Source organism: Pseudoalteromonas sp. CF6-2 (assembly GCF_021729425.1).
Taxonomy (GTDB): Bacteria; Pseudomonadota; Gammaproteobacteria; order Enterobacterales; family Alteromonadaceae; genus Pseudoalteromonas; species Pseudoalteromonas arabiensis.
The window spans coordinates 435,140-449,381 of the sequence record NZ_CP091442.1; the positions used below are offsets into that span (position 1 = coordinate 435,140).

The window sequence follows — 14,242 nt, forward strand, 5'->3', positions numbered from 1 at the left end:
AGGAGAAGTTCCATGGCACGCGGTGTGAACAAAGTTATCTTGGTTGGTAATTTAGGCCAAGATCCAGAAGTACGTTATATGCCTAATGGCAATGGCGTAGCGAATATCAGCATTGCTACGACAGATAGCTGGAAAGATAAAAACACAGGGCAAATGCAAGAGCGTACTGAATGGCACCGTGTTGTGTTATTTGGCAAACTAGCAGAAGTTGCTGGTGAGTATCTTCGTAAAGGTTCACAAGTGTACATTGAAGGTCGTTTACAAACGCGTAAATGGACTGACCAATCAGGCCAAGAAAAATACACCACAGAGATCGTGGTAGACATGGGTGGCCAAATGCAAATGCTAGGTGGTCGTGGTGGCGATCAACAAGGTGGTGGTTATCAAGGTGGCCAATCACAAGGCGGTTACCAAGGTGGTCAACAACAAGGTGGCGGCTACGGCGGTGGCTCACAACAAGCACAAAGCAATAATAGCTATGCTCCACAACAACAGTCTGCGCCAGCACAGCAGCAACAGCGCCCGCAGCAGCAACCTGCACCACAACAACAAAGTAATAACCAGTATGGTGGCGGTTATAATCAACAGCAGCAAAACAACGCGCCACAACAAGGTGGTGGTTTTGCTCCTAAACCTCAAAATGCACCACAAGGCGGCGCATCAAACCCGATGGAACCACCTATCGATTTTGATGATGATATTCCGTTCTAGATCACTCGCATTGAGTGTTTGAGTTATTTAAACCCAGCCTAATTGCTGGGTTTTTTATTGCTTTAACATGGCTTTGTTATTTTGCGTAAGCTTGCAGTTGTCGGTTACAAAATAATTATCATTAACACTTTTTGCTAGGTGTTTAAAAATACATGACTTTTGACAGCGTTGGTCTTAGGATAATTCTGAAATTGCTTTTAATCGCTCTGTAGCCTTGTATTTATAGGGTTCTTGGACAACACTTTGTGTATGTTTGAGCAACAAAGCTGTGAAATGAAAAAAGATTTTACTGCACATATTAAGAAACCGGAGGCCATTTATATGGCGGCCGTTTTTTTGCTATTAGTTGTTTTTAATATTTTTTTAAGTGATGTACTACACGAAAAAGTACATAACTCAGGGACTGAGCTTGCCAAGCAAGTTTATGACTTAAGTCTCGACCCTGTTTCCTCACATGACATTATTGCAACTTTAGTTCAAAGCCAAGGGTTTGTGATGAATACGTCAGAGGTATCACCTAGTTTAGCGAAGTTTATTGATTTAGAGCAGGAAGTATTTAGCTATAAGACGGTGAGCCTGCGGTTATTTCATTGGCCTTCTTGGTTAGTGGAAAGTCATTTGTTTTTGTTTCTAAATTTAATCTTGATTGGAGCGTGTTATTGGGGGTTACGTCGCTGGCGGATGGCGCTTAAGACACCTGTGCTGGAAGATGCAACGATTAAAAAGCCCGCTCAATTAAGTGAGGCCAAGCCTGAAATGCCGCGTAAATTAGTAACGCCAAAGCTTTTGCCTCATCAAGATTTGAATATTCTGTATGGTGTTCCTACTAATTATAACCATTTATTTTCGTTATTTTTTTGGAAAACCCCTTTTCCTGAAAACTTGGATGTCGATAATTATTTTAAATTAGTGATTGCTAAAGGATTTGGTGAGCTGGTCAATCGCTCGGTTAAATTGCTTCCTTCAGGAGGCGTTGCGGTCACACTGAATAGCGTCCCTGCGACTGAGGTTGATAAATACACTAAGCGATTGCATCAAGTTATCTATCAAGCATGTCTTAATTATCGCAGTGACTTGTCCCGTAGTGATGTAAAAATAGGGGTGTGTAATTACCGCACTGGGGCGGATCAAGCGGTTGTTTATCAGTTGACTAAATCGGCCCTTGCGCTAGCAAAACAAAGTGCCTGGCAACATATTCATCGCTTGCCGTTTGGGCACACGCAATCGAGTGTGCTTGCTGATAGCAAAGAACACTTATTTGAATATATAAAGAAAAAGCACTTTATGCTTTTTTTCCAACCATTATTCGATTTGCAGACCGGCGATATCCTTCAGCATGAAGCGTTAATCCGTATTCGTCATAAAAGCCTCGGACTTTTGGCGGCGCGTCATTTTATCCCGCAAATGAGTAGCAAGAAGGATGTACTTTTGCTTGATCAAACGGTTGTTTTGCAGGTAAAAAAAATACTGTTGAGTGAAAGAGGCGCAATGGCCGTTAGTATCAACTTACATGCCCTGAATTGGTTTAATAAAGAGTTTTGGCAGTGGTTGAAAGGTGAGATGCAAAGCTGTGATACGGTCAGTAAGCTGCAATTTGAATTAAATGAGGATGACTTTTTAAAGCAGCGCCACCGATTAGCAGGGCAGTTAGATTGTTTGGGTAAATTGTCGGCAGGAGTGGTTATCGATAATGTACGCAGTGCAGAGCACTTGCCCCTTTACCGTGAGCTTGCTAATTTTTGCGCTATAAAGCTCGCGTTTGAGTTAATACACAATATTGATACTAACAAGCAGCAACAAAAGATCGTGAAGGAAATTATCGCAAAAGGGCATGAATTAAGTTGCCCTGTTTATGCTGTGGGTGTTGAGACACAAAATGAGTTAGCAACGCTGAAAAATTTAGGAGTGGTTGCTGCACAAGGGTTTTATTTTGCTGAACCACTGCAAAAGTTGGCGGATATTACCCCATATAGCTGACCGTCGCTAAATTAAGCCTCTGTACTTTAACCCATTTAGACCTTGTAACCCGCCTGTGTGGATGGCGGTTATTACACTTCCAGATGCAAAGTAACCTTGCTCAATTAACTGCCAAATAGCATACATCATTTTTCCACTATAAATAGGTTCAAGGGGAATGTCGTATTGTTGAGTAAAGGTTTGACAAAAACGCCATAGCTCATCAGAAAACTTGCCATATCCGCCATCATGATAATCACATAAAAGTTGCCAGTTGTGCTGTTCTTTTGCTTTATTACTGAGCTGTTTTATTTCTTCGATTAAATAACCGGCGTGTTTAAGGACAGCAATACCTAAAAGGGTTGTTTGACTGCTCGTTCCTTCTATTAACCCTGCTAATGTGCCACCGCTACCCGTTGGGCAAATGATATAGTCACTAGCTGGTAAGCTTTGTGCCAATTCCATACAGCCTTTAATCGCCGCAAGGTTTGTTCCCCCTTCAGGCAAGATGTAAGCATTAGGAAACTGCTTTTTTAGTTCGTCTAAGTAATGGGGATCATGACGCTGGCGGTAAGTAAGGCGATTGACCGGATGTAGCGTCATACCAAAGCGCTTTGCATCGTTTAGCGTCGGGTTAGCTTCATCAAGTAAGGGGCCACGGATAATCCCATGAGTTTTGAAGCCAAATAGTTTTCCTGCGATTGCACTGGCGTGGATATGATTTGAGAATGCGCCACCAAAGGTTAACAGCTCTGACTTACCCTGTTGTTGCATTATTTGTAAGTTAAATTTAAGTTTTCGCCATTTATTGCCGCTTATTTCAGGGTGAATCAGGTCATCACGTTTGATAAACAACTGTAAGTTATGCGCTTCTAACAGAGGGTGGAAAATGGGTTGAATGGGTGACTGACAACTAATATTCACGATGCTACTTAGATAAAAAAAGGGGCTCAATTATAGCAAAATCGTCATATAGATAGAAATTAGTCAATTAAACTAAAATGATTATGTTATTTACTGGCATCAACTAAGGTAATAGTTGTAAACTCAGATAATAATTGAACAAAGCTTGTGTTTTGCCTTGCAAGTACATAGCATAAGAGTTTAATTATAAAAAATAATAATGACCAAATAATTGCCGCTTTTTGGGAATGGAATATATGCGAATAGCTCCTTTATCTCTGTTAATTTCAGTTAGTTTGCTAGCAACGAGTGCATTTGCACAAGATACTGCTACGGTAACTGGGATTGAATCAGAGATCAGTAAAAAACAAGCCGAATACGATAACTCGACCGTAATCCTCGAAAAACACCTAAAAGAAGAAAGTCAGTTACAAAAACAACTCGAATTATTACGCGCACGCTCAACTGAGTTAGACAAAGAAAAAAACCAAGCGCTTGATGCAATGAACGAGATGTACCGTCGACTTATTGATGACCCAACATTAGATATCAGTAATGCGCAAGCGCGTTATCAAAAAGCAGTGGTTGATCATAAACAGAACAAAGATGATATTTCGATGCAATTAGCGGCAATTGCTTCACACCGAAAAGATATCGAGCAAATTCGCGTAGCGAAACATACGCAACTAAACACATTAGAAAGCTTAAAAGAGCAGTTGGCTACAGCACGTGTCGAGCGTTTGCGCAATGAGTTTACTCGAGAAGGCACTTTAGAAGTTAATCACACAATTAACTGTAAGCGTACCGAAACACTTGCAGCCTGTGAGCAGCGCGGCCAACAAATGGGCTTGCAAAAAGCCACCAAACGTTTTGTAGACCAAATTTTTGCTAACTTAACCGAAGAACGCCTTGTTGAACCAAAGCGTAATCTTGCTGGCGCACAAGTTAAAATTCTTAGCAGTCATGTTGTAAATAGTGCGTTTAGCGGCCAAGGTAATTACAACGTGAACTTAAGCGTAACGATGCGCGGAGACGTAAATAGTAGCCGTTTATGTAGCTTACTGAATTTGGATAACCGTTTTTGTGCTGATTATGGCACACCGCTGGCGGGCAGCTATCAACCAAACTATACAACGACTTACTCGGATAGTCAGTTAACATTCAGTGACTCTCAGGATAATAGTAAGGTGGTATCGGTTTCTCGTATGAGTGAGGAGCCGGTAAGTGATTATTCTGTAAAAAAGCCAGTAAGGGTTGAACCATTACCTGATCTAAAAAAATCTAAAATGGTTGAATTAACGCTTCGTTCTAATGTCTATGATGATGAAGTGTTTATAGATGGCGTCAGTTTTGGTTCTACTAAACTTACAACATCATTACCTGTTGGCTTTCATAATGTAGAAATTCGTAAGCGCGGCTACAAAAGCTATCAAGTTCGCTTAGAACTTAATAAGTCACAAACAATTCATGCCAAGCTGGTAAAAAAGCCTGAGCCTGTTGTTGCAGCTATTACAACCGCTGAGCAACCATCATCGGCACCAGCGGCAAGTATTGTAAATAAAACGAATACGGCGAGTCTCGTTGTCATTCCGGCAGGTAAATTTAAAATGGGCGATATCAACGGCAGTGGTCTTGCTAATGAGCGTCCAGTGGTAGAGAAAACCATTGCCAACTCCTTTGCGATGCAAAGTAAAGAAGTCAGTGTTGGTGAGTATGAGCAGTTTGTTGCCAATACAGGTTATAAAACAGAAGCCGAAAAAAATCGCGGTTGTGCTTATTACCTAAATGGTGAACCTGTGTGGGAAGCAACCCTAAACTGGCGTAATCCAGGTTTTGATCAAGACAGTGATTTTCCGGCAGTGTGTTTAACCTACAATGATGCTAAAGCATACGCAGATTGGCTATCAGGGCAAACTGGCCAGCTATTTCGTTTACCCAATGAGGTTGAATGGGAATACGCTGCACGTGCAGGTAAAGAAACTGAATACCCTTGGGGTAATGAAATTGGTAAAAACCTAGCGAATTGTGGTTGGTGTGGCAGTGAGTGGTCTAACAAAAGTGCTGCGCCAACAGGCTCATTTTCTCCTAATGCATTTGGCCTATACGATACTGTAGGCAATGTATGGGAGTGGACAAATAAAAAATCGGAACAGTCTGATGTGGCTGTTCGTGGTGGGGCATGGAATTTCGCACCTAGCTTGGCTCGTGTATCTACGCGTTTAATTTTAGCGCCAGATTTTCGTGCAAACTATATTGGGTTTCGTCTAGTACGCGAACGATAAATTTAATAAGGAAGCAATGGATGCTTCCTTTTTTAACAAATAAAGAAGGTAGCTGCGCTTTTTCATGGTGAGCATGATAGAGTGAAAGCAGCTAATATAAGAACGTATTTTCAAAGGTCATCCAGCCTCATGTTTAAAAAACTTCGTGGTATATTTTCAAACGATCTATCGATCGACTTGGGTACAGCCAATACCCTAATCTATGTAAAAGAAGAAGGAATCGTATTAAACGAGCCTTCAGTTGTTGCTATTCGCCAAGAGCGCGCTGGTGGTCCTAAAAGCGTTGCCTCTGTGGGAACAGAAGCTAAGCAAATGCTTGGTCGTACACCTGGAAATATTAAAGCGATTCGTCCAATGAAAGACGGTGTAATTGCCGACTTTTATGTGACCGAAAAAATGCTTCAGCACTTCATTAAGCAAGTACATAACAACAACTTTATGCGTCCAAGCCCGCGTGTACTTATTTGTGTTCCTTGTGGTGCAACACAAGTAGAAAAACGCGCCATTCGTGAATCGGCAATGGGGGCAGGTGCACGTGAAGTGTATTTAATTGAAGAGCCAATGGCTGCGGCAATTGGTGCAGGTTTACCAGTATCTGAAGCAACAGGTTCAATGGTTGTTGATATCGGTGGTGGTACCACTGAAGTGGCTATTATTTCTTTGAATGGTGTGGTTTATTCATCATCTGTACGTATTGGTGGTGACAAGTTTGATGAGGCAATTATCAACTATGTTCGTCGTAACTTCGGTAGCTTAATTGGTGAAGCAACCGCTGAAAATATTAAGCATCAAATTGGCTCTGCATTTAAAACAGATGAACCAGTTGAGATTGAAGTGCGAGGCCGTAACCTTGCCGAAGGTGTGCCGCGCTCATTCACGCTTAACTCACATGAAATTCTAGAAGCATTACAAGAACCACTGATGGGAATTGTAAGTGCTGTGATGGTTGCACTTGAGCAGTCTCCACCAGAGCTTGCATCAGATATTTCTGCACATGGCATGGTATTAACCGGCGGTGGTGCATTACTAAAAGATTTAGACCGCTTACTCATGGAAGAGACGGGGATTCCGGTTGTTGTTGCTGACGACCCACTTACCTGTGTTGCGCGTGGTGGCGGTAAAGCCCTCGAAATGATTGATATGCACGGTGGTGACGTATTTAGTTACGACTAATGAAGTTAATGTTTGGTCGTACAATCTCTTTGCAACTGCGACTTTTTGTCGCAGTGCTTTTGAGTGTCGTTTTGATTGTGGGCGACCGCTATACACAGGGTGGCACAACCATTCGCACCAGCTTAAATACCCTAGTAAGCCCACTTATCTATCTTGCTAACCTGCCTTATGAACTATTTAGTATAGGTGCAAAAAACCTTCACACACGCGATCAACTTCTTACCGAAAATGAAGCACTTAAAAAGAAGCAGCTACTACAAAGCGAACAACTACAACAGTTAGCCTTTTTAAGTCGTGAAAATGATAAGTTACGTGCTTTACTAGGTTCATCGGCTAAGCAATCTAATCGGAAGATCATTGCGCAAGTATTGTCTGTACATTCAAATCCATATAGTCACCAAGTGGTGATTAATCGTGGCACAACCGATGGCTTAAGTGAAGGCCAAGCTGTCATCGATGAAATGGGGGTTGTTGGGCAAATTACGCAAGTTGGATCGACAACTTCCCGCGTATTATTAATGACCGACACCACACACGCTACGCCAGTACGCATTTTACGTAACGATGTACGCACAGTGGTTGAAGGCATTGGTAAGATTAATGTCGTAAAGCTTTCACACGTGCCTCACAGCCTTGATGTACGCATAGGTGACATCTTAGTGACCTCTGGGTTAGGAGGAACTTTTCCTGAAGGTTACCCAGTGGCCGTTGTGACAGAAATCAATCGCGATGAAGGTCACCCATTCGCACAAGTGTATGCTGAGCCTATTGCACAGTTGGACCGTATTCGCTTATTGGTTGTGCTGTGGCGTAACCAGCAGGAGAGCATAAGTAATGAATAGTCGCTATTCCTTGCTAATCGCAATTAGTATCTTCTTTGCACTGGTGATGGCATTGATGCCATTGCCTATTTCATTTGAACCTTATCGACCTGATTGGGTGTTAATGGTGCTGATGTACTGGTCGCTCGCTGTACCACATCGTCTTAATATCGGCACGGCTTGGGTGGTGGGGTTACTCATGGATTTGGCTTCGGGTTCACCACTTGGCGTGAACTCATTAACTTACTCTGTGTGTATTTTTATCACGGCAAGTAACTTTCAAAAAATTAGAAACTTTTCTCTATGGCAGCAGAGCATATTAGTGGCTCTGTTTTTAACGCTTTACCACCTTATGCAATTTTGGCTTAATCATTTCTTGATGGGGGTTTATTTCAGCCCGCATTACTTATGGCCAGTGCTAACCGGCATGCTTTGTTGGTGGTGGATTTTCTTAATATTGCGTAAATACCGCCGTCATTTCAGGATTAGATAATGCAAACCGCAATTTATTTGGCGTCTGCATCACCGCGTCGAAAAGAGTTGCTCAGCCAGCTTGGTATCGAGTTTTCTCAATTTAGCGTTGATGCAGATGAAAGCCAATTCCCGAACGAGTCTCCTCGTGATTATGTTGAGCGTTTAGCGAGACTCAAAGCACAATCTGGTGTCGCAATGGGTTACACTGACCGCCCTGTGCTTGGCAGTGATACCGTGGTGGTGATTGATGACACCGCACTCGGCAAACCGATTGATAAAGCAGACTTTATCGCAACAATGAAGCGCCTATCAGGGCGTACTCACCAAGTTATGACCGCCGTAGCTATTGCTGACAGCCAGCACGTAAAAAGCAGTCTTGTTGTCACTGATGTGACTTTTAAACAATTAAGCGATGACGAAATCGATGCATATTGGCACTCCCAAGAGCCACAAGATAAAGCCGGTGGTTATGGTATACAAGGTCTAGGCGGGCGATTTGTGAGTCACATTTCGGGTAGCTATTTTGCTGTTGTCGGCTTACCTTTATATGAGACAGAGCTGTTATTAAACGAATTTTTAAGAGGGTAACATGAGCACCGAATTACTGATCAACGTTACACCGAGTGAAAGCAGGGTTGCGCTGATTGAAAATGGCGTACTGCAAGAAATTCAACTAGAGCGAATTGGCAACCTAGGGATTGTTGGTAATATTTACCTCGGCAAAATTAGCCGTGTATTACCAGGCATGCAAGCTGCATTTGTAGATATTGGCTTAGACAAAGCGGCTTTTTTGCACGCGTCTGACATTGTTAACAGCGCCTCTATTGTTGAAGGTGTTGATGAGCAACCCATCAAGAAAGTACAAGATATTCGCGAGCTTGTTCGCCAAGGACAGCACATCATGGTGCAGGTGGTCAAAGATCCTCTTGGTACTAAAGGGGCGCGTTTAACGACTGATATTACAATTCCATCTCGTTACTTAGTGTTTATGCCTGATGCGACACACGTCGGTGTGAGCCAGCGTATTGAAACCGAAGAAGAACGTTTACGCTTGAAAAAAATTGTTGCTGAATACGGCGATGAAGATGGTAGTTTTATTGTCCGTACTGCTGCCGAAGGGGCAAGTGAAGCTGAGCTTCGTCACGATGCTGAGTTTCTAAAAAAGCTGTGGCAAAAAATTGTTACTAAGCGCAAAAAAGTAAGCAAAGAAAGTATTTTGCATGAAGACCTTACACTGGCGTTTCGAACTCTTCGTGATTATGTTGGCGAAGATATGGAGCGAATTCGTGTTGACTCTAAATTAACGTATCAAGAACTAAAAGAATTTACTGAAGAGTTTGTACCAATTCTATCCGGCGCGCTTGAATATTACCCAGGTGAGCGACCAATCTTCGACTTATTTGATGTTGAAACCGAAATTCAAAAAGCCTTGCATCGTAAAGTAGAGCTTAAATCGGGCGGTTATTTAATTATTGACCAAACTGAAGCGATGACCACCGTTGACGTAAATACCGGCGCGTTTGTAGGCCATCGTAATTTAGAAGAAACTATTTTTAACACTAATATTGAAGCAACATCGGCGATTGCCCGTCAGTTACGGTTACGTAACTTAGGCGGCATTATTATTATCGACTTTATCGATATGGTCAGCGACGAGCACAAACGCCGAGTGCTTCATTCACTTGAGTCAGCATTGGCAAAAGATCGCGCTAAAGCCAACATAAATGGGTTATCTGCACTAGGCTTAGTGGAGATGACTCGAAAGCGTACCCGTGAGAGTTTAGAGCATATTTTATGTGATGTTTGCCCTGCGTGTTCTGGGCGAGGCTCACAAAAAACGGTTGAAACAGTCTGCTACGAGATTCTGCGTGAAATTGTGCGGGTTAATCGCGCTTATGCTGCTGATAAATTTATGGTGTATGCTGCGCCATCGGTCTCTGAGGCACTTATCAATGATGAGTACCATAACCTTGCTGAACTTGAACTATTTATTGGCAAGCAAGTCAGTATTCAAACAGAGAGTTTATATAATCAAGAACAGTTTGATGTGGTAATGATGTAATGAACACAAAGACGGTCTGCTTTTATTGTATACGCAAGGTATGGCAAGTATTTGCTATCACCCTTGTGTTGCTGGCCGTTATTGTCTCTGTTTTAAAGTATACACTTCCCTATGCCAATGATTATAAAAGCAATATTGAAACGTTTTTATACGAGCAATTTGATGTCAACCTGTCAATAGGTTCTATCTCTGCGAGCTGGCAAGGAAAGGGGCCATCATTAGTTCTCGAAAATATCTCATTTGAAGACAACCAAACATCGCCTATCGCTTTAAATATTGATAAGGCGAGTCTTGAAGTTAATCTTTGGGAATCACTTAAAACCCGTCAATTAAAGTCGAACTACTTTGTCATTAATGGTTTCCATGCCGATGTCGACTTACCAACAATGCTGGAATTAAGCACTGAACAACAAAGTAATAGCTTTGAGCAAAAAGAACTTATCGAAAGCTTGTTTTTAGGGAAAACAGGTCACTTTGCTGTGCAAGATAGTAGCCTTAATTTTATGTTAGGTGATGGCAAAGCACGTAAACTCATTCTTGAAAACATTGTTTGGCAAAATACCCCTGAGCAGCATCAAGGCGCTGGTTCATTAGCTTTACCTGGCATCTCCGTGGGGAGCTTTGATGCGCGAATGGCATTAAATGGTTCAACACTTGAAACCATGGCGGGTGATATCTATGTAGAGGCTGCTAATGTAGATGTGTCTAAATGGCTTGCACAATTTATCAATACTGATAAACAGCAATTGCACTCAGATATGAATTTACAAACGTGGGTTAGCCTTGAAAAAGGCTTGATCAGCGATGTGAAAGTGCAGTGGCAACCTAGCTTTGTAAATTGGCAACAAAACCAAGAGTCGCATCAAATCAACCTAAGTAAAGGCGGGTTCCACTTGTTTCCTTGGCAGCAAGGGTGGCGTCTAAAAAGTACCGGTCTGACCTTTGAAAGTGATTTAAAGCAATGGCCGACACTGCAATTTGAAGCCCAACTTGGTAAGCAAAATAAAATTTGGCTTAAGCAATTTGATTTTGCTTTATTAGCCAAACTTGCCCAATTAAGTAATTTTGAAGTACTTACTCCATTTTTGGACCGCCAACCAAATGGACAATTAAGCGATGCGTATGTCGAGTTTGGACAAAGTGAACAATGGCAACTTTGGTTTAAAGGTGACCAACTAAATTGGTTGTCACTAAACGGTATCCCTGGTGGTCAAGCAATTAGAGTCGATGGCTTCATTAATCAGTCTGCTGGTCGCATACAACTTTATGGAGAAAACAACCGCTTATTGACCAACGGTAGCTTTAGCCAAGATATTGCCTATAACCAACTCAATATTGAGCTCGATTTACACCATTACACCGACGGCTGGCGTATCAGTAGTGATAATTTATGGCTTGATAACGACGAGGTGACGCTTGCAGCTGAAATGATGTTAAGCCTAACAGATGACCCTCGCTTAGATTTATATGCTGAAGCGTATGCACTTGATGCCACAGTAGCAGGGCATTATTTTCCTTTGCCTGTAATGAGTGAGAACTTAGTTAACTATTTAAATGGTGCCATTCAAGGTGGTGAAGTAAATAAAGCGCAAGTGCTCTATTCAGGACCTTTTGAAGGCTTTCCATTTAGGGAGCAACAGGGTCAGTTTGAAGTATTGGCAAACGTCAATAGCGCAAACTATCAATTCTCACCAAGTTGGCCTGCGGTTGAAGACGCTAACGTAACGCTACATTTTGAAAATGAGCGCATGGATATCTACAGTAAGTCGGGCACGCTTGTTAATTTAGACTTGGGCGATAGCGTACATGTCAGCATTGCTGATTTAATGAATGCCGAAATGCTTAAGGTTGCTATTAATAAACGCGCTCATGGCGAAAAGTTAACGCCTTTTTTTGCTGCAACGCCACTGGCAAAACCTTTAGCAAGTGTTTTTGAAGTTGTGCAAGCTCAAGGGGAGGCGGCCGCAGAAATTGAGTTGTTGGTTAACTTACGCTCAGGGCATGTTGATGCAATAGGTGAAGTTGAGCTTGCAAATATCCCTGTATACCTTGCGCAGCCAGGTATAACCCTTAACCATATGACCGGCATTGTTAAATTTAATAATGACAAAATCGATTTCAATAATGCTAAAGCTGATTGGATGGGCATGCCGCTGACCGCTAATTTCAGCAGTGAGAACGTCGCAGATAATTATCGCGCCGAAATAGCGATAAAGCTTGCTCTTGAAGCAGAGCCATTAATCGAACAAGCACATGGTCTCTTAGCGGGTTATTTAACGGGGCAAAGTGATGTAGACATTAATGTATTACTTAACTTTCTACCAAATGACTTTAACTACCGTGCGGACGTAAGTGGTAACTTAGTGGGTCTTAGTAGTCAATTACCTGCTCCCTATAATAAAAGTAAAGAGCAAACATGGCCACTTACGGCTGTTGTGCAAGGCGACAGAATTTCAAACTTGATCACTGCGAACGTTAATGAGCAGGTTTTCTTTAATGCTATTTTAGATAATGGCGAACAAAAATTTAATAACGTACATTTAATTTTGGGTGAGCAAGACCTTGGCCTTAATCGTGACGGTTTTGCTGTATCAATTGATTTACCACAGACAGAACTGACACCTTGGTTTGGTTTAATTGACCAAATTATTGCGCTCGCTAAAGTAAAATCAGACTCACCAAGTGTGATGCCTACGTTTAATAACGTAACCGGTAAATTTAATAAGCTTGCACTGCACAATATCGAGTTCAATGATTTTGAGTTTCGCTTAGCACCAAAGCAATCAGACTTAGAATTAAAACTAAATGCCAAAGAATTACGCGCCGATGCACTCATTCCAACCGGTGAAACGCGCAGGCCAATTCAAATTTTTACTGACTACTTACGTATTAATTTTAATGAAGCTGCACCAGAGCAAACCAAAGATGTTGGTGAACCAGAAGACTTAAGCTGGTTAACGCGTATTCCTGCCATCGAGTTTAACTGTGAAGATTGTAAAGTCGCAGATTATCAACTTGATAAAGTCAAAAGTAGTTTAGTCGGTGAGCAAGACACACTGTTATTTACTGAAGTGCTCATTGATAAAGGCGATCATGTACTCAGAGGGAAAGGGCAATTTGCCGATGGCCAAACACGATTTACTGGTAATTTACAAAGTGACGATATTGGTGAGTTATTTGATGAGTTTGATATAACAACCACCGTTAAGGACTCAGACGCCGATATTCAATTTGATTTAGCCTGGCAAGGTGCCCCGTATAACGTTGATGTACCAACACTGATGGGAGAGCTAGATTGGCGCTTAGGTGAAGGCCATCTTGCTGAGATAAGTGATGGCGGTGCGCGAGTATTTTCACTGTTAAGTTTAGACTCCTTAGTGCGTAAGCTAAAACTGGATTTCAGAGATGTATTTTCGAAGGGTTTTTTCTATAACAGTATGCAAGGGACTATGCAGCTTGATAAAGGCATTGCTTACACGCAAGATACCAAACTTGACGGTGTACCTGCTGACTTGACTATTAAAGGCCATACTAACCTAAATACCCTTGAAATTGACTATGATTTGGCAGTCGCACCACAGGTTACTTCAAGTATTCCTGTTATAGTTGCATGGATGGTTAATCCTGTAAGTGGCTTAGCGGCACTTGCCATCGATAAGGTTATTCACTCTGCCCGGGTGATCTCAGAAATTAATTTTAAAGTCAGTGGCAGTATGAGCGATCCTGAGGTGACCGAAGTCGATCGTAAAAGTCGAGAAGTTACTTTACCACAAGCTGCACAGAGCCAGCCGCAATCTTCCTCACGGTTAAAATTAAAAGACGCGGCATCATCTGCGAGTTTACAAACCAATGAAGGCTAA

Annotated in this window: 10 protein-coding genes; 9 read left to right on the forward strand and 1 reads right to left on the reverse strand. The window is 42.0% G+C overall.

Annotated elements, in window-relative coordinates:
- Positions 1 to 12 precede the first annotated feature (12 nt).
- Together ssb and L3Q70_RS02085 are read left to right on the forward strand one after the other, a co-directional pair.
- Positions 13 to 711, forward strand: coding sequence for a single-stranded DNA-binding protein (ssb, locus tag L3Q70_RS02080; protein ID WP_062567315.1), 699 nt, complete (start codon positions 13 to 15; stop codon positions 709 to 711).
- Positions 712 to 984: 273 nt separating this feature from the next.
- Entirely contained in the window at positions 985 to 2,688 is a 1,704-nt protein-coding gene (locus tag L3Q70_RS02085) for an EAL domain-containing protein (RefSeq protein WP_193988247.1), read from the forward strand.
- A 6-nt stretch (positions 2,689 to 2,694) separates the two neighbouring features.
- Here L3Q70_RS02085 and L3Q70_RS02090 read toward each other — a convergent pair whose 3' ends face one another.
- Positions 2,695 to 3,591: a pyridoxal-phosphate dependent enzyme gene (locus L3Q70_RS02090; RefSeq protein WP_237114775.1), complete on the reverse strand. Its 897-nt coding sequence runs from the start codon at positions 3,589 to 3,591 to the stop codon at positions 2,695 to 2,697.
- A gap of 236 nt (positions 3,592 to 3,827) precedes the next feature.
- Between L3Q70_RS02090 and L3Q70_RS02095 the strand changes: the two genes are divergently transcribed.
- The 7 genes from L3Q70_RS02095 to L3Q70_RS02125 all read left to right on the forward strand — a co-directional run bounded on the left by L3Q70_RS02095 (position 3,828) and on the right by L3Q70_RS02125 (position 14,242).
- A complete protein-coding gene (locus L3Q70_RS02095) occupies positions 3,828 to 5,852 on the forward strand; it encodes a formylglycine-generating enzyme family protein (RefSeq protein ID WP_062567318.1) in 2,025 nt (674 codons plus the stop codon).
- A gap of 129 nt (positions 5,853 to 5,981) precedes the next feature.
- Complete coding sequence (locus L3Q70_RS02100; protein ID WP_036973172.1) at positions 5,982 to 7,025, forward strand: rod shape-determining protein; 1,044 nt, start codon at positions 5,982 to 5,984, stop codon at positions 7,023 to 7,025.
- The gene (gene mreC / locus L3Q70_RS02105; protein WP_193988248.1) at positions 7,025 to 7,867 is read left to right on the forward strand and encodes a rod shape-determining protein MreC; all 843 of its coding nucleotides are present in this window, start codon (positions 7,025 to 7,027) and stop codon (positions 7,865 to 7,867) included. The genes L3Q70_RS02100 and mreC overlap by 1 nt, the downstream gene beginning before the upstream one ends.
- Positions 7,860 to 8,339 (forward strand): rod shape-determining protein MreD, encoded by a 480-nt coding sequence (gene mreD, locus L3Q70_RS02110; protein ID WP_062567319.1) that lies wholly within the window; start codon positions 7,860 to 7,862, stop codon positions 8,337 to 8,339. Before mreC ends, mreD begins: the two co-directional genes overlap by 8 nt.
- Positions 8,339 to 8,908 carry a Maf family protein gene (locus tag L3Q70_RS02115; protein ID WP_062567320.1) on the forward strand — a complete coding sequence of 190 codons (570 nt, stop codon included), beginning with the start codon at positions 8,339 to 8,341 and terminating at the stop codon, positions 8,906 to 8,908. Before mreD ends, L3Q70_RS02115 begins: the two co-directional genes overlap by 1 nt.
- Position 8,909: 1 nt before the next feature.
- On the forward strand, positions 8,910 to 10,382 hold the full coding sequence (gene rng, locus L3Q70_RS02120) for a ribonuclease G (RefSeq protein WP_062567321.1): 1,473 nt from the start codon (positions 8,910 to 8,912) through the stop codon (positions 10,380 to 10,382).
- Positions 10,382 to 14,242 carry a YhdP family protein gene (locus tag L3Q70_RS02125; RefSeq protein WP_237114776.1) on the forward strand — a complete coding sequence of 1,287 codons (3,861 nt, stop codon included), beginning with the start codon at positions 10,382 to 10,384 and terminating at the stop codon, positions 14,240 to 14,242. Before rng ends, L3Q70_RS02125 begins: the two co-directional genes overlap by 1 nt.